This window comes from Micromonospora citrea (genome assembly GCF_049629545.1).
Classification (GTDB): Bacteria; Actinomycetota; Actinomycetes; order Mycobacteriales; family Micromonosporaceae; genus Micromonospora; species Micromonospora citrea_A.
The window spans coordinates 189,208-205,278 of the sequence record NZ_JBNADX010000009.1; the positions used below are offsets into that span (position 1 = coordinate 189,208).

At 73.0% G+C, this 16,071-nt stretch carries 12 protein-coding genes; 3 read left to right on the plus strand and 9 right to left on the minus strand.

Annotation, left to right across the window (positions count from 1 at the left end):
- The first annotated feature begins 370 nt into the window (after positions 1-370).
- The gene (gene ftsH / locus ACPFP2_RS12945) at positions 371-2,383 is read left to right on the plus strand and encodes an ATP-dependent zinc metalloprotease FtsH (RefSeq protein ID WP_424089266.1); all 2,013 of its coding nucleotides are present in this window, start codon (positions 371-373) and stop codon (positions 2,381-2,383) included.
- 35 nt (positions 2,384-2,418) lie between these two features.
- Positions 2,419-3,081 (plus strand): GTP cyclohydrolase I FolE, encoded by a 663-nt coding sequence (gene folE, locus ACPFP2_RS12950; protein ID WP_424089330.1) that lies wholly within the window; start codon positions 2,419-2,421, stop codon positions 3,079-3,081.
- A 76-nt stretch (positions 3,082-3,157) separates the two neighbouring features.
- Here folE and ACPFP2_RS12955 read toward each other — a convergent pair whose 3' ends face one another.
- Both ACPFP2_RS12955 and ACPFP2_RS12960 read right to left on the minus strand, forming a co-directional pair.
- Complete coding sequence (locus tag ACPFP2_RS12955) at positions 3,158-3,862, minus strand: hypothetical protein (RefSeq protein WP_424089268.1); 705 nt, start codon at positions 3,860-3,862, stop codon at positions 3,158-3,160.
- Positions 3,859-6,414: an FtsK/SpoIIIE domain-containing protein gene (locus ACPFP2_RS12960; protein ID WP_424089270.1), complete on the minus strand. Its 2,556-nt coding sequence runs from the start codon at positions 6,412-6,414 to the stop codon at positions 3,859-3,861. The genes ACPFP2_RS12955 and ACPFP2_RS12960 overlap by 4 nt, the downstream gene beginning before the upstream one ends.
- A gap of 203 nt (positions 6,415-6,617) precedes the next feature.
- Between ACPFP2_RS12960 and ACPFP2_RS12965 the strand changes: the two genes are divergently transcribed.
- A complete protein-coding gene (locus ACPFP2_RS12965) occupies positions 6,618-7,181 on the plus strand; it encodes a hypothetical protein (RefSeq protein WP_424089332.1) in 564 nt (187 codons plus the stop codon).
- Positions 7,182-7,185: 4 nt separating this feature from the next.
- Here ACPFP2_RS12965 and ACPFP2_RS12970 read toward each other — a convergent pair whose 3' ends face one another.
- The 7 genes from ACPFP2_RS12970 to ACPFP2_RS13000 are packed head-to-tail and all read right to left on the minus strand — an operon-like array spanning position 7,186 to position 15,788.
- Positions 7,186-7,788, minus strand: coding sequence for a hypothetical protein (locus tag ACPFP2_RS12970; protein WP_424089272.1), 603 nt, complete (start codon positions 7,786-7,788; stop codon positions 7,186-7,188).
- A gap of 13 nt (positions 7,789-7,801) precedes the next feature.
- Entirely contained in the window at positions 7,802-8,983 is a 1,182-nt protein-coding gene (locus ACPFP2_RS12975; protein ID WP_424089274.1) for a M23 family metallopeptidase, read from the minus strand.
- Complete coding sequence (locus ACPFP2_RS12980; RefSeq protein ID WP_424089275.1) at positions 8,980-9,537, minus strand: hypothetical protein; 558 nt, start codon at positions 9,535-9,537, stop codon at positions 8,980-8,982. The genes ACPFP2_RS12975 and ACPFP2_RS12980 overlap by 4 nt, the downstream gene beginning before the upstream one ends.
- Positions 9,534-11,489: an MFS transporter gene (locus tag ACPFP2_RS12985; protein ID WP_424089277.1), complete on the minus strand. Its 1,956-nt coding sequence runs from the start codon at positions 11,487-11,489 to the stop codon at positions 9,534-9,536. The genes ACPFP2_RS12980 and ACPFP2_RS12985 overlap by 4 nt, the downstream gene beginning before the upstream one ends.
- A 1-nt stretch (position 11,490) precedes the next feature.
- Positions 11,491-15,048 carry an ATP-binding protein gene (locus ACPFP2_RS12990; RefSeq protein WP_424089279.1) on the minus strand — a complete coding sequence of 1,186 codons (3,558 nt, stop codon included), beginning with the start codon at positions 15,046-15,048 and terminating at the stop codon, positions 11,491-11,493.
- Between the two features lie 49 nt (positions 15,049-15,097).
- On the minus strand, positions 15,098-15,460 hold the full coding sequence (locus tag ACPFP2_RS12995; RefSeq protein ID WP_424089280.1) for a hypothetical protein: 363 nt from the start codon (positions 15,458-15,460) through the stop codon (positions 15,098-15,100).
- A 13-nt stretch (positions 15,461-15,473) separates the two neighbouring features.
- Complete coding sequence (locus ACPFP2_RS13000) at positions 15,474-15,788, minus strand: hypothetical protein (RefSeq protein ID WP_424089282.1); 315 nt, start codon at positions 15,786-15,788, stop codon at positions 15,474-15,476.
- Positions 15,789-16,071 lie beyond the last annotated feature (283 nt).

Consider the following 16,071-nt stretch of genomic DNA (forward strand, 5'->3'; position numbering starts at 1 on the left):
GTTCGTATCGGTGTCCATCGAGCGGACGTTCAGCGGGCTCTCAGCGAATCCGACTACGGTAGGTGTCGGTGGCGTGGAGGCAACTCCGTCCGGCCCCTCGACCCGCGTGACCGGGCGGTCGGGTCGGCCGGCTGCGGAACTCTCCGTCACACCGGCTGAAACCTCGGTTCGCCGTCCGCGTAAGTGCTGGGCTCGCAAGCTCGCATCTGGCACGAACGGTGTACCGTCGAATGACCGCGGCGCGGCAGTTCGTGCCTCGGGGTCGAGGCCGGCCCGCACGGCGGCCCGGCGTCGCCGACAGCGGCGACACCATTCAGACGGTCAGGACGTCGATCAGGAGGATGCGGGCGTCTCGGCGCTCGACAACAGTATGGAACGTACGCGTTTCTTCCGCCGACCGGTGGTCTGGATCATCCTGGTCATCCTCGGCGCCGTTGTGCTCAGTCAGCTGTTCACCGCTGGTCCCAGCTACCACCGGGTGGACACTTCCGTTGCGCTCGACCAGCTCAACACCGGCACGCCCAAGATCAAGAAGGTCGTCTTCCAGGACAAGGAGCAGACGCTCCAGCTCGACCTGGCCGAGAAGACCAAGTTCGGTGACACCACCACCGACCGGATCGAGGCCCAGTTCCCGTACGAGGTCGGCGACGACGTCTGGAACGAGGTCCTGGAGGCCAAGGCGGCCAACCGGGTCACCGGCCCGGCCGACGCCAAGGTGTCGTCCGACAGCATCTGGGTGAGCCTGCTGGTCAACCTGCTCCCGATCGCCCTGCTGGTGCTCCTGCTGATCTTCTTCATGTCGCAGATGCAGGGCGGCGGCTCCCGGGTGCTCAACTTCGGCAAGTCCAAGGCCAAGATGATCACCAAGGACACGCCGAAGACCACCTTCGCCGACGTGGCCGGGGCCGAGGAGGCCGTCGAGGAGCTGCACGAGATCAAGGACTTCCTGCAGAACCCGGCGAAGTACCAGGCCCTGGGCGCCAAGATCCCGAAGGGCGTGCTGCTCTTCGGCCCGCCCGGCACCGGTAAGACGCTGCTGGCCCGCGCGGTCGCCGGCGAGGCCGGGGTGCCGTTCTACTCGATCTCCGGCTCCGACTTCGTCGAGATGTTCGTCGGTGTCGGCGCCAGCCGGGTCCGCGACCTCTTCGAGCAGGCCAAGGCGAACGCCCCGGCGATCGTCTTCGTCGACGAGATCGACGCCGTCGGCCGGCACCGCGGCGCCGGCATGGGCGGCGGCCACGACGAGCGCGAGCAGACCCTCAACCAGCTCCTCGTCGAGATGGACGGCTTCGACACCAAGGGCGGCGTCATCCTGATCGCCGCCACCAACCGGCCGGACATCCTCGACCCGGCGCTGCTGCGCCCGGGCCGCTTCGACCGGCAGATCCCGGTCGACGCCCCCGACATGGAGGGCCGCAAGGCGATCCTGCGGGTGCACGCCAAGGGCAAGCCGTTCACCCCCGACGTCGACCTCGACTCGGTGGCCCGGCGGACCCCCGGCTTCAGCGGCGCCGACCTGGCCAACGTGATCAACGAGGCCGCGCTGCTCACCGCCCGCAAGGAGCAGCGGGCGATCACCAACGACTCGCTGGAGGAGTCGATCGACCGGGTGATCGCCGGTCCGCAGCGCCGGACCCGGGTGATGAGCGATCAGGAGAAGAAGATCACCGCGTACCACGAGGGTGGGCACGCGCTGGTCGCCTGGGCGCTGCCGCACGCCGCGCCGGTGCACAAGGTGACGATCCTGTCCCGGGGTCGCTCGCTGGGGCACACCCTGGTCCTGCCGACCGAGGACAAGTACACCCAGACCCGCGCCGAGATGATCGACACCCTGGCGTACGCGCTGGGCGGTCGGGCCGCCGAGGAACTGGTCTTCCACGAGCCGACCACCGGCGCCGGCAACGACATCGAGAAGGCCACCCAGCTGGCCCGCGCGATGATCACGCAGTACGGGATGAGCTCCAAGCTCGGCGCGATCAAGTACGGCACCAGCGGTGACGAGCCGTTCCTCGGTCGCAACATGGGTCACGAGCGGGACTACTCCGACGTGGTGGCCGCCGAGATCGACGGCGAGATGCGGGCCCTGATCGAACTGGCCCACGACGAGGCCTGGGAGATCCTGACGGAGTACCGGGACGTGCTGGACAACATGGTCCTGGAGTTGATGGAGAAGGAGACCCTCTCCACCGCCGACATGGCCCGGATCTGCGCCCGGGTGGTGAAGCGCCCGCCGATGGCCCCCTACAACGGCTTCGGCAAGCGTCTGCCCTCCACCGAGCCGCCGGTGCTCACCCCGGCCGAGAAGGAGAAGCTCAAGGCGCAGGCGCAGGCCGACGGCGCCTCCGTCGGCGGCTCCTCGAACAACTCGGACGGTACGCACTGAACACCGACGCCGCGGCCAGCCCCGATCTCCCGGGGCTGGCCGCCTCGTCCACCGAGCCCGGTGACGAGGCGCTCGACTACGTCGCCGCCCGACTGATCAGCGGCAAGCTCACCGGCCGCCCGGTCGAGGACACGATGGACCTCGCCCGGATCGAGAAGGCGGTCCGCGAGATCCTCATCGCGGTCGGGGAGGACCCGGACCGCGACGGCCTCCAGCAGACCCCGGCCCGGGTCGCCCGGGCGTACGCGGAACTCTTCGCCGGTCTGCGGGTCGACCCGGCCCAGGTGCTCAGCACCACCTTCGAGGCCAACCACGAAGAATTGGTGCTGGTCCGGGACATCGACGTGATGAGCCTCTGCGAGCACCACCTGCTGCCGTTCCGGGGCAGCGCCCACATCGGTTACATCCCGGGCCCGGACGGCCGGATCACCGGCCTGTCCAAGCTGGCCCGGCTGGTCGAGGTCTTCGCCCGCCGGCCACAGGTGCAGGAGCGGCTCACCTCGCAGATCGCCGACCTGCTGATGAGCAAGCTGCAACCGCGCGGCGTCGTCGTGGTGCTGGAGTGCGAGCACATGTGCATGGCGATGCGCGGCATCCAGAAGAGCGGCGCGAAGACCATCACCTCGGCGGTGCGGGGCACCCTCCAGCACGACGCGAAGTCGCGGGCCGAGGCGATGGCCCTGATCATCCCCCGCTGACCCCCCTGACGACACGGCCGCGGCGCTCCCGAGCACCGCGGCCGTCGTGTGTCCGGGGGCGGTCCGCTGTCCCTGGTCAGCCCGCGAGCAGCGCCAGCATGATCCCGCCCGCGACCGCCACCGCCGGCACCAGGCAGGTCAACGCCCCCAGCCGGGGCGTCCGGTCCAGCCGCTCACCCGCCCGGGCCGGGAAGAATCGCCCCACCGCGACCCAGCCGGCGGCGAACGCCACCGCCGGTATCGGCACCCCGACCACCAGCGCCACGACGCTCGCCGCGCCCGTCCCGGCGACCAGCAGGACGACCAGTTGGACCAGCGGCACCAGCAGCGCCAGCGGGCCGTACACCAGCAGGTTGCGGACCCGTGGCGGCCAGGCCGACGGGCGCAGCGGGCCCCGGGCGGCCAGCGTCGCGTCGGCGGCGTCCGCCCAGCCGCCGGCCACCCGCAGCGCGGCCAGCACCGCGGCCGGGCCGCCGACCATCGACCGGGCCGCCTCGGTCAGCTCCGGCGGCGTCGGGGTCAGCGAGATCAGGGGTACGCCCAGCTCACGCAGGCGGGCCTGCTGCAGCGCCAGCCGGGCGTGCACCCCGGCCAACTCCTCCCGGGCCGCCTCGACCGCGCGGGCCTGCTCGACGGCGGCGGTCGCCGCGGCCCGGCGTACCCCGTCGAGCTGGCGGGCGGCGGCCAGGTAGTCCGTCCAGGCGGCGGCGACCGCGCCGACCGGCTCGTCGCCGGCCCGTTGCCGGACCGTGGCCGCCGTGCCCACCTCGTCGACGCTCACGCCCGTTCCTCCTCGTCGGCGAAGGGCACGAGCACCGTGCCCCGCTCGCCCGGACCGTCCCAGAGCACCGCCCGGCCGGGGCGGGGCCGCCACGACACCGGCCGGCCGAAGACCGCGCCGAGCATCGCGCCCGGCACGTCCACCACGGCGACGGCCGCCAGCTTGTCCACCTCGCCCTCCGGTTCGAGCAGCGCGGCGAAGGGCGGCATCGTACGCCACCACCCCAGCAGGTGCGTCCCGGCCGGCGGCCCGTCGCGCAGCAGCGTCCGCAGCCGCTCGACCGGCAACTCCGCCGGCTTGGCGAGGTCCAACCCGAACACCACCAGGTATCCCGGCCCGTCGCCGTCCAGCGCCGTCAGCAGGCCCGCACCGTCCACCGTCTCCACCCGGTGCCGGTCGGCCAGTTCGGCCGCCAGTCGCTCGGCCAACGCGGCGGAGCCGTCGGCCAGTGGCGCGAGCACGAACCGGGCGGTGCCCGGCGGATGGTGCGCCGCCGTGCTGCGTACGGCGGTCACCAGCAGCCGGGCCGCCTCCGCGCCCGGACCGAGGACGGCCAGGTTGCGCCCGGCCACCGGGCCCAGCGGGACGGCGACCGTCGTCCGGGCCACGTCCACCGCCCGCCCGAGCAGTGCCTCGACGCCACCGGCCCGACCGGCCACCGCGGTCCGCATCCGGGGATCGTTGCGCAGCAGCGGCCGGGCCCAGCCGGCGAAGACCACCGGCGGGGCGGCGTCCTCCGGACGTGCCTCGAAGAGCCGGTGCCGCAGCCGCTCGACGGCCCTGGGGTCGTCGTGCGGGTCGGGGAAACGGACCAACCGCTCGTGCCCCCGGGTGGCGCCGCGCGGCCCGCCCAGGCCACCGGCGGTGTTCACCACCGCGCTGCCCACCGCCAGGCCGGCCGCCGCGTCGTTCGTCGGCATCAGCACCGTACCGCCGCCGGAGAGCGCCACCCGGACGGGGAACTGCCCCAGCACCGAGTCCCGCGGGGCCGCACCGGCCCCGATGCCCAGGTCACCCACACCGGACAGCACCAGGTGGACACCGTACGCGCGCCCGGCGCGGGCCAGCCCGTCCAGCCGGGCCAGCACGTCGGCGGCGACCGGGTCCCGGTCGGCCAACAGCAGCGGGAAGTTGTCGATCACGCAGACGATCCGGGGCAGCGACTGGTGCTCCCGCAGCTCGGCGAAGCGCTGTCCACCGGCCCGGACGCCGGCCTCCTCCCGGCGACGGGCCTCCGCCGCCAACTGGTCGAAGAGGTCCCGGACGTACTCCGGGTCGGCCGCCATCGCGGCGGCGCGCACCTGCGGCACCCAGGAGCGGTCCCGCTCGGTCTGCAGGAACTCCACGAAGGACTCGTTGTCGCCGAGGTCCACCAGGTAGAGGGCCAGCTCGTCCGGGCCGTACCGGGCGGCGAGGCCGAGCAGCGCGTTGGTCAGGAAGGCCGCGCGGCCCGCGTCGGACCGGCCGCTGACCAGCCAGTGCGGGGTCAGCTCGGTGAAGCCCACGGTCACCGGACGCCCGCTGGCGTCGCCGACCGTGGTGGAGAGCCCGCCCGTCGAGGAGGCGCTCCAGAGCGGTTCCGTCTCCGCCGGGAGCAGCTCCGTCAGGTCCAGTCGGGACCCCGCCTCGACCTGCTCGGCCAGCCGGCGGCAGACCGCACCGACCAGCTCCGGACCTGGGTCCTCGTCCACGAAGACCGGGGAGTTCAGCCCGCCGGGGGAGTCCGCGCCCGGCCCGCTGAACGGGCTGCCGGGCGGGTCGCCGAGCAGCGCGTACGCGGTGCGCAGCTCCAGCCGGGTGGCCTTCGGCAGCGGCCGGCGGGTGCCCGGTGGCCATCCCGCGACCACCAGGTGCAGACCGGCCGGCGGGCCCGCCCCGGCCAGCGCCTCGATCCGGTCCAGGTCGCTCGGCGTCGTCTGCTCCGGCAGCCCGGCGATCACCAGCAGCAACGTCCGGTCGTGCCGGCGGGGACGGCCGGTGCCGGGTGACACCCACTGCTCGGCCTCGGTGAGCACCGCCCGCAGCCCGCCCACGTCCACCGCCGGAGGGGGCAGCAGGCCGGCGTCGGCCAGGGCCGCGAACGGTGCGAACGTGCCGCCCGCACCCGCACCGTCCACCGCGCGGACCAGCAGGCAGCCGGCCGGCGTCGCCGCCAGCAACCGCAGCAGTACGGCCCGGAGCAGGCCCACCGCCCGCGGCTCCCGGGCGTCGACGTCGAGCGTGAGGTGCCCGGTGCCGAGCAGCGGCACCAGAGCGGGGAAGCGGGCGTCGTCCAGCGGGGCGGCCGTACCCACCCGGACGAAGGGCGGATTCTCCTCACCGGCGGGGGTGTCCGGGGGCAGCGTGTCCAGCCCGGCGCCCGCCCAGCCCGGAGCGACCAGGGCAGCCGCCGTCCGGAGCCGGTCGGCCAGCTCGTACTGCCGACGCTGGTCGGCGGGGGCCGGTCGGGTCTCGTCGAGTACGCCGGCCGCCGCGGTGACCGTGGCGGCGGCCCGCCGGTGCAGGGCGGCGGCACGGTTTGTACGACCCTTCGGACCGGCCACCGTGTCCACCCCTCTTTCCGAGGTTGGAAACCTCCCCGAGAGCAGACCGTATCCCAGGTCGGCCCGCGCACCCCGGAACCCGGACGGCGATGCGCCGGCCTTGTCGCACCTGGTGCCGAACTGTCACGTCCCGAGGTCGGCCTGTCACGATCCGCAGGATCTGGGGCATTGGGTGCGAGCCGCTCAGCCGCTAGCCTCAAGGGGTGGAATCAGTGCAGCCCCCCGCCGGTTCCCAGGTCTCCCGCGTACCGGCGCAGCGGACCCCGCCGGAGCAGATGGCACCCCCTGCCGTCGCCCCCGCGCCCCCGCCGCAGCCCCGCCGGACCCGCACTGTCCTCAGTGTGGTCGCGGGGGTGTTGGCGCTGCTCTGCGTGAGTGGGGCGGCGATCGGCTACGTGCTGTACGACCGCGCGACGACGCCCGACCGGAGCGCGCCGGACGTGGTGGTGGACAACTACCTGCGCGAGTTCCTCGTCAACCGCAACGACACCAGAGCAGCCCTTCTCGTATGTGAAGGACGCTCCGATCTGGAGGCGGTAAAGGCCCTGCGGGCCGAGGCGGAGCAGCGCGAGGCAAACTTCAACGTGGTGGTGCGTGTGAGCTGGGGGCCGCTTTCGAGCACCAAGAGCGCCAACGGTGAAGCGGTGACGACCACCTTGACGATCGCCGGCTCGTCGAACGGGCAAACCCGCAGCAGTCGTCGCGAGGACTGGACCTTTGACGTGGTCGATACGGCCGACGGATGGCGGGTTTGCGGAGGCCGCAAGGCAGTCTGAGCCGTCATTCGACCCACAACAGGTGCACCGGCACCTCCAGCGTGGTCGGTGGCTGCCCGCGCCAGGCCCATCGGTACCACTCCAACTCCGAGGTGACCCGGACGCAGATGTCCCCGTCCGCGCCGGAGTAGGTTTCGGTCACCGCGCGCAGGTCGCGGTGCTCGACCCCGTCCTCGACGCGTACCACCCGCCGACCGCCGACCGAGTCCGCCTCGAACACCGGCGTGGGGGCCCGGTGAGTGGGTGCGTCGAGGGACACCAACCGGATGCCCTGCTCACGGCCGGGCGTGCCGGGTGAGGGTCGGCCACCGACCGTCTCCACCCAGACCCGCTCGACGGGGATGAGCGGGGCGAACACCTCGACCTGCTCCGATTCCGCCCGGTACCACTCGTGCTCCGGGATGATCGGGACGTAGGTACGGCTGCCCTGCACCACGCGCTCGTCGGCCCGCAGGTCGCCCCGCCAGCCGAGGCCGGGCAGCCCGACCAGCACCCGTCGTCCCCGCAGTTCGATCCGGGCGGTGGCGGGCAGGATCTCGACCGGACGCGGTGGCAGGGGCGCCCAGTCGGGCTGGCCGGCGAAGGGATCCGGCAGCGGACCGGTCATCGTTCCGGGTGCCTCACGCCGAACCGTCCAGCGGCGCACCGCGCTGCCGCATCCACGGCACCGGGTCGATCGCCCCGGCGGAGCTGCGGTCCCGGTCGCGGTGCACCTCGAAGTGGAGGTGCGGGCCGGAGGAGTTGCCGCTGCTGCCGACCCGACCGATCACCTCGCCGGCCTTGACCTCCTGGCCGGGGACGACCAGCGGCTTCTCGACCATGTGGCAGTACCGGGTGATGTAACCGCCGGCGTGCAGGATGTCGACGAACCAGCCGCAGCCGCCCTTGCCGGGAAAGCCGTCCACGTCGCAGTCGAGTCGACCCCGACGGTCCGGGTCGCAGCGGGCGACCAGCACCCGCCCGGATGCTGCGGCGTGGATCTTCGTGGTGCCCTTCGGCGCGGAGATGTCCACCCCGTTGTGCTGGGGGCGGCTCCTGGTCCGGAAACCGGAGCCCACGCCACCCGGAACGGGCGCGGTCCAACCGGAGGCGGCGATGGTCTTCGCGGAGGCCCGGTCGCAGACCGCCTTGTCGGCGATCTGGACGGTGCGGGCGGCCCCCTTGGCCAGCGCGTTGACGATCTTCGCGGCCGTGTCCTCGTGCTTGGCGTACGCGTCGGGATATGCGCTGATCTGGACCTTCTGGGCCGCCCGGGTCAGCGAGAGCTGCTGCCAACCGTCGACCTGGAGCAGCTTCTCGTAGAACTTCCGGGCGGCGTAGGAGGGTGTCATCCGTTGGGTGATGCTGCCCCAGCCCGCCCGCTGCTGGAACAGGCCCACCGAGTCGTGGTCGCGGCCGACGCCCTCGTTGGGGATGTCGCGGGAACCCCGGACGGTGCTGTTGGCGAGGTTCCGCAGTCCGGACTCCTGCATCGCCGTCGCCACCGCGATCACCCAGCCACGGGGCGGAACCTTCATCTCCTGGCCGACCTTGATGATGATGGCGGCGTTGCGGAGTTGGCTGTCGCCGTAGTCCGACATCCGTGGCATGTCGCCGGCCACGTCGACCTTGTGGTCCTGCTCGCATGTCGTCTCGTTCGAGACCAGGGTGTCCCGCTCTCCACCCAGGTTGGTGAGGAAGAAGGCCGCGCTGCCGCCGCCGCAGCAGAGCAGGGCGAAGGTGGCGGTCAACGCGGTGACCAACGCACCGATCCGGAGTCGACGACGGGGTGGCCGACCCACCCCCGGCAGCTCGGCAGTCATTCCCGCTCCCAGTCCACGGCGTCCACCAACCAGCGCCCGTCGGGCGCGACCAGTTCGAGCCGGAGCCGGCCGGTCTCCAGCGGCACCAGCACCTCGGTGAAGGACTCGGTCCGCGGCCGGAGAGTCACCGCACCGGTGACCTTCTCGGCCGGCACACCCTGCGGGTCGGCGCCGGCGAGCTTCTCGGTGAGCCCCGACGTCGACAACGGAAGCAGTCCGGCCTGCCACTTCTCCGCGGTGGTGGCGGGGCCACCGAGCCACGCGGCGGTGAAGCGGGTGGCAATCTGCTCGGGGGTCAGCTCACCCGGCCGCGTCCGGGGGGACTGCGGCACCGGAGTGGCGATGACCCCGTCGTCACCCTCGTGCGGGTCCACCGTCGTGATGGGCTCGCGGGGCCGGCTGCTGAGCCCCTCCGTGGGATCGGCGGGGCCGGCCACCAGGCGGGCTGTCCCGAGCACCCCGAGGACCAGCACGGCGATCCCGGCCGCGACGCCGATCCGGGACCGCAGGACCCGGCGGAACAGGGATTCGAGTGCCCGTCGCATCGCCCTCACCGTGCCTCGGAACGCACCCGGGGGCTCGGCTTGGGGGCCGGCGCCCGCTCGGCGGAGTCAGGACGGTAGACCACGAACGACGGTGCCTCCTCCGGCACGTCCGGCTCGGTCCAGCTCGCCGGCTGCCGGCGCTGACGGGGAGCGGTGGTGGCTCCGCCCGTGCCACGCCGCTGCTCCGCGGAGTCGGTCTCGTCGGGGCGCTCGCGGCCGTCGGGCCGTTCTCGGACCTCCGGGGTGGCGGAGTGCGACGGGTCCTCCCGACGGGCCTCCGGGCGGAGCCTCGGCGGCTCCAACGCCGCGCCGCGCCGACGGGCGAGGGCCGGCTCGGCGGTGCCACCGGGTTCGGCCACGTCGAGCCGGGCGGCGACACGCATGTCCCGGAAGAAGCGACGGTGCCACGAACCGGCCGAGCTGACCGCCTCGCTGCCGTCCTTACCACCGAGCTGGGTGATCCGCCGGTACGGCCGCAGCAGCAGCCAGCCGACCACGCCGCAGAGCCAGACCAGCACCACCTGGAGCCAGCCCGGCAGGGTGGGCGTGCTCATGATCAGATCGACCGCGAACAGGTAGATCGCCGCGCCGGTGCCGAAGATGGCGATGTTGAACACGGCAGCGACGACCGCGTTGCCGAGGCGGCGCAGGCCGGCGCTGGCCGGCCGCAGCAGACCGATGGTGCCGAGGATCGGCGCGGCGATGACCGCCCACCGGAAGATCAGGAAGCCGAGGAGCACCAGCAACGACGCCGTCAGGTCGAACATCGCGAAGAGCAGGGCGGCCAGCACCGCGATGAAACCGGACCCGATCCGGTCCATGTCCCGGGTGCCCTTGAGGTACTCGTACGCCTCCGGGTCCTCCTTGCTGATCTGCTCCGCGACCCGGGCCCACTGCTGCTGCTTGGCCTTGATGGTGGCCTCCCGGGTGGCCGGGTTCTGCCGGAGCTTCTGCGTCTCCTCCCAGGAGAGCGACTTGGCGTCGTAGAGCGCCGGGCCGTACTTCTTCGCGGTCTCGCTGTCGGCCGACCCCAGCACGCCCCGCAGCCAGTTCCGGTAGAGCATCGACTCGGTCGCGGTGTCACTGGCCCGGACGGCGGGGGGACGGTTGTCCCTGCATGCTTCCGGGTTGGGATCGTCGCACTGCCCGGGCGGGGTGTCTCGGGCTGCTGGACCGACGGCGTCGTGGACGACGCCGAGGGAGGTGATGAGGGTGCCGTCGGCGATGTTGGCCGACTTGACCGGCCAGGCGGCCAGTGCGGTCACCGCCACCATCACCAGCAGCGCCCAGCCCGCCGTGGTCATCGCGTTGCTCATGTCCGACTGGCGGGAGCGCCAGAGCAGGTAGAGGCCGACGACACAGAGTGTGATGATGCCGAAGACACTGAACACCTTCTGGTAGACGGCCTTGGTGGCCTTCTCCACCAGCGGGTCAGCCCAACCCCACATCGAGCGTGGATCCCAGGCCCGCTCGCGGAGCGCGTTGGAGGCCCCGACGATCGCCGTGGCCATCATGAACTCGCCGTTGGCCATCGTGGTGGTGAACTTGTAGTCGGGATGGAGCACGGTGGAGGCGCAGCCGCCCTCCACGTCGTAGGTGTTGAAGCTGTAGCCGGCGTAGCCGTAGTCGCTGTAGAGGCCCTTGGGGCCCGCGAGTTTGGAGGAGTCGGGCCGGGACGCGAACCACCCGGCGAGCCCGGAGTCCGGCGCGGACGGGACCGGTGCGTTGCGACACTTGACCTCGTCCTCGCTGACCTCCTTGAGCTTGGCGACGCAGGCGCGGAAGTCGGTCTGCCACTCCTTCGTGCTGCACAGCTCCGCCATCGCCTGGGCCTGGGCCTGGGCCGTCGGCGGAGCGGCGGACGCCGGTGTCGCGCCGACCACCGGCCAGGAGATCGTGGCGCCGGCGAGTACGCCGAGCACGAGGAGGAGCGCCGCGATCCGTGCCCTGGCCCTCGCCATGTCACGCCTCCAGATCAGCCAGGACGGTCGGCAGCTGCCCGGCCGCCTGGGCGACCGCGGCGGGGGTGGTGTCCAGGTGTTCCAGCAGCCCTTCGACGTACGACACGTCGACGCGGACCTTCTGCACGCGGCCGTCCACGTCACGCATGACGAACTCGCGGAAGCCGAGCCGCGCCGCCGAGGTGGCGTCGACGGCGGAGAGGGAGGCGAGGGTGGCCTCGTACCCGTCGTCGACCGGCACCCGGAGCAACCGCAGCGCCTCGGAGGCGATCTCGGTGTCCTCCGCGATCCGACCGACGAAGACGGTGGAGACGAGGTTCTGCACGTCGAGACCGAGGATGTCCTTCGGGTTTTGCGAGGCGACCAGCGCGGCGAGGTTCCACTTGCGGGAGTCCCGGGCGAGCCGGACCAGGAACGACCGGCCGGAGCGCCAGCCTTCCATGAAGTGCGCCTCGTCCAGGCCGACCAGCTTGCGGGACGACATCGAGCCGCCGTAGCAGCGGCGTACGGCGAGCCGGTGCGCGGTGTGCAGCATCGGCAGCGCCAGCGCCTCCTCGGCCGACCAGTACTCCCGCTCGATCTTGAGGTCGGGCAGCCGGAGGCCCGCCATGGTGATCACGGTGAGCGCGGCGTCGGCACCGAGCAGCCCCTCCGGCGGGCGGCCGAAGAAGAGCATCGCCAGCGGCATCTCGGCGGTGTCCAGCAGCAGGTTGGCCAGCTCCCGGCCGGCGTCGTCGTCCATCCCCTGCAGGCAGGCGACCACGTCGTCCAGGGTGGAGGTCTCCTCGGCCGGCACCTGGCGTACGGCGTGCCGGAACAGGGTGGCGGTGGACGCCTCCCGGGCCACCTGCGGCGGCACCAGCATCATGCAGATGTCCTGGACGAGCATCCGGCGCTCGGCCCGGGCGTTGGAGACCGCGATCTCGAACTCCCGGTCGCCCGCCGCGCCGCTGCCGAACTCGCTGCGCAGCGGCGTCGGGATGAGCGAGTACGGCGCCAGCGTCCCGTGCTCGGATCCGGTGAGGTTCAGCACCCGCGAGTACGGCCGCAGCTCCGGCATCGCGCAGAGCCGGGCCAGCGGGCCGGACGGGTCGAGCAGGGTGACCTGCACTCCCCGCCGGGCGGCCAGGTAGCCGAGCGCGCCGAGCAGGGTGGACTTGCCGCCGCCCGGCTCGGCGACGAAGACCGCCAGGCCGGAGCGCTCCCGTACCTCCATCGGGAAGTGCAGGTCGAGGAAGACGGGCCGGCGGCAGGTGCCGGCGGTACGACCGATCAGGTCGCCGCGCCGGTCGCCGACGGTCGAGGCGGCCTGCGGCAGCGCGGCGGCGAGCAGCGGGACCGGCATCCGGCGCACGTAGCCGGTGTTGGCGATCGGCTCGCCGGGGATGAACTCCCGGGCCAGCCAGTCCTGGTTCTTCGGGTGCTGCAGCGAGATGCGCAGTTCGCGGGAGTAGAGCTGGATGAGCCGGCGGGCCCGTTCCAGGCACTCCTCCCTGGTCCGGCCGCCGACGGCGATCCGGTGCCAACCGTGCGCCCGGGCGGAGTCGACCGGCAGCCCCGTGGTCATCTCGTCGCCGATGACCAGCGCCCGCTTGGCCAGTCGCTCCAGTTCGGGCGGGGCGTCGATGCCGTGCTCGGCGTAGTCGAGCTGCTGGGAGCGGATCATCCGCAGCCGGTGTTCCAGGTTCCGGAAGGAGTCGCCGGAGCCGAGGATGTCCACCCGGGTGGAGATCTCCATCGGCCAGGGCAGCCGCTCGTGGAAGTGCAGCCACGGCTCGTGCCGCTCGGGGATCTCCAGCGGTTCCATCCGGCCGACGGCGAGCACGGCGACGTGCCGTTCCTCGCCCGTCATCCGGTTGACCAGCTTGAGCGTCGAGCCGTACGGGGTGCGGTAGCGCTCGACCTGCTCGGTGAGGGCGAGCAGGTCGCCCCGCTCCCACCGGCCGTTGGTCACCGGGGAGAGCGCCCCGGGCGGGGCCATGCAGAGCGCGACGGAGCGGTAGAGCAGCCACTCCAGCTCCTGCGCGGTCACCCGGCGGCCGCGCATGCCGAACGCGCCGAGCACTTCGTCGAACTGCTCGACGGTCCGGCCCAGTTTGCGGCGCTCGCCGTCGGCGGTGCCCCGACCGAAGACGCGCAGCATCCGCTCGGTGAGCGAGTTGCCCAGCGACCGGCGGGCGAAGGTGACGCCCAGGTAGGTCTGCCCCTCGGCGTGGTTGACCGACATCAGGTGCCGCTGGGCGGCGACCAGGTGGTCGGCCCAGCCCGCGGTGCCCGGTACGTCGGGCAGCGGTGAGGCGGTGTGGGCGTCGATGGTGCGGGCCCACTCGTCGGCCGGGAAGGGGCGGGTGGTGCGGCGCAGGTGCAGCCGGAATCCGGCCAGGCCGGCGTACTGCTCGGAGATGGCGGAGAGCAGCGCCTCCCGTTCGGCGTCCGGGCGGAACGCCCAGCGCACCTCGGGCAGCCAGTACCAGGCGGTGACGGTGTTGGGGGTGAAGGTCAGGTGCCCGGCGATCTCGGTGATCGCCAGGTCGATCGACGGGTCCCGGTCCCCGAACTTGATCTTCGGGGGGCGTACCCGGACGGGCTTGGTCGGGGCGTCGCGCCGGCTCGCCGCGCGCTGGCGCGGCGGGGCGAGTTCCCGGGAGGCCCGCTCGGCCGGCTCCTGCGGGGCCGGCTCGGCCAGCTCACGCCGGCCGGAGGCGGCGACGGCGCGGTGCCCGGGGTCCGGGAGAGCCGGTGGCGGTGGCGGTGGCGCGGGCCGGGCCGGCCCGGCTTCCTCCGGCCGGGCCTGTTCGGCCGGCGCGGGGGGCGTCGGTTCGGCGGGCCGGGGCGGGGCCGGCGGGGCGGGCTGGCGCGCCGCCCGGTGCGCGGCCTGCCGGCGGGCCCGCTCGGTGGCCTCGCGCCGGGTCCGCTCGGCGGCCTCCCGGGCGGTGAGCGGTTCGCCGGCGGCGGGCTCGACGGGTGTGCGCCGGGGCGACCGCTGCGGCGGCGTCTCCACCACCCGGTCGGCGGTCGCCCCCGCCTCGGCCGCCGGCCGGACCGTCGGGAGCCGGTCGCCGCTCTGGTGCGGGACGCGGGTACGCCCCGGCGGGCCGGCGGCGGGGGACACCTCGATCGCCGGGGGCGGGGTGTCCGGCTCGATGGCCGGCGCGGGGGCGGCGGGCGCGGGCGGCGCGACCGGCTGGTGGGGGATCGGTGGGTGTTCCCGGCCGGCCGGGCGGCGCGGTGGCGCACCGGCGGGCAGGGCGGCCTGGCGGGCGGGTCGTGCCGTGGGGCCGGCGCCGCCGAACAGGTCCAGGAACGGGGAGTCGATGTCGGTGCCGTCGCCGACCAGCATCGGGGCGGCCGGTTCGCCCGGGGGTACGCCCCGGCCGGGAGCCGGGCGGGGGGCCTGGAAGACGCCGACTCCACCGTTGCCGGGGCTGGTGACGAGGGCGGGGTCGTACGCCTCCTCGTCCGGCAGCTCCTGCTCGGGGTAGTCGAGCGACCGCGCACGGTTACCGTGCGGGGCGCTGTGGCGTCCGGCCGGGAAACCCGGCGTGGAAGAGCGACTCATGCGACCGCCTCACCCGCGTGGTTCGACTGCTCGATCGGCGTACGCCCGGTCATGCCAGTTCCTCCCGGATCCTGATCCGGCTGCCGACCAGGCGGGGATCCCGCTGTTCGGCGGCCGGCTCCCGGGTGCGTCGCCAGTCGGTCAGCGCCGTGCGGATCACCATCCGCGCCGGCCGGTCCGGGTCGACGTACCGGAAGATGAACGAGGTGGTCACGATGGCGAGGGCGATCTCCCAGGCGGGGAAGAGTTCGACCTGCAGCGTGAACAGCCAGTGGATGAACATGTAGAGGGGTACGAGCAGTATGAACAGGCCGTACTGGGCGTACGGCAGGTGGACGGGAAGGGTGTAGCCGGGCGGCCCGAGGTAGACCAGGCGGGCCCGGTAGATGTCGTCGTCGGTGCGCAGCCGCATCTGAAGCCCGCGCCTATTCGAAGATCAGGTCGATCAGGTAGTCACCGACGAAGAAGAGTGTGGCCGCGCCGGCGATGAACGCCAGGCCGACGATCGCGATGGCGGAGCTCGTCAGCACCTTGGAGATCTCGCCCCGGCTGGCCCGGCCGATGAAGATGACGCCGAGCACCGCGAGCAGGATCGGGGCGATCTTGCTGGCGAAGAAGGTGACGACGCCGTTGGTGTCGATGCCCTTCGGGGCCGGCTCGGCGAGCGGGACCGACGCCAGGGTGTGCAGCGCCTGCGCGACGCCGGACGACGCCGTCCCGATGAGCTCGAAGGCGGTCACTGGAAACCTCCCCATAACGCGGCCGGCGGTGCCGCGGCGGTGCGGTAGGCAAGCCTGGCGGGAACTGCTCACTTCGCGCAGCGTCGGCGACGCTACGTTCGTTACCCACCACGGAGAGTGGTGAGCTTTGGGGGGATTTTTCCCGCTTAGGCCCTCCCTCCAGGCTTCGCCATCTCGATGCTGGGCAATTCCACAGCGTACGGGCCGCCCTCCTTTGCGACAACCCGCGAAGAGTAGGCCCGAAACCGCCCGGACGACCGATCGTACACCTGTTCCAATGACC

What these genes read in the sequence shown, in the direction of transcription:
- ftsH (WP_424089266.1), top strand. Translation starts at nt 371, where the DNA reads ATGGAACGTACGCGTTTCTTCCGCCGACCGGTGGTCTGGATCATCCTG.
- ACPFP2_RS12970 (WP_424089272.1), bottom strand. Translation starts at nt 7,788, where the DNA reads ATGACCGGTCCGCTGCCGGATCCCTTCGCCGGCCAGCCCGACTGGGCG.
- ACPFP2_RS12975 (WP_424089274.1), bottom strand. Translation starts at nt 8,983, where the DNA reads ATGACTGCCGAGCTGCCGGGGGTGGGTCGGCCACCCCGTCGTCGACTC.
- ACPFP2_RS12985 (WP_424089277.1), bottom strand. Translation starts at nt 11,489, where the DNA reads ATGGCGAGGGCCAGGGCACGGATCGCGGCGCTCCTCCTCGTGCTCGGC.
- ACPFP2_RS12990 (WP_424089279.1), bottom strand. Translation starts at nt 15,048, where the DNA reads ATGAGTCGCTCTTCCACGCCGGGTTTCCCGGCCGGACGCCACAGCGCC.
- ACPFP2_RS12995 (WP_424089280.1), bottom strand. Translation starts at nt 15,460, where the DNA reads ATGCGGCTGCGCACCGACGACGACATCTACCGGGCCCGCCTGGTCTAC.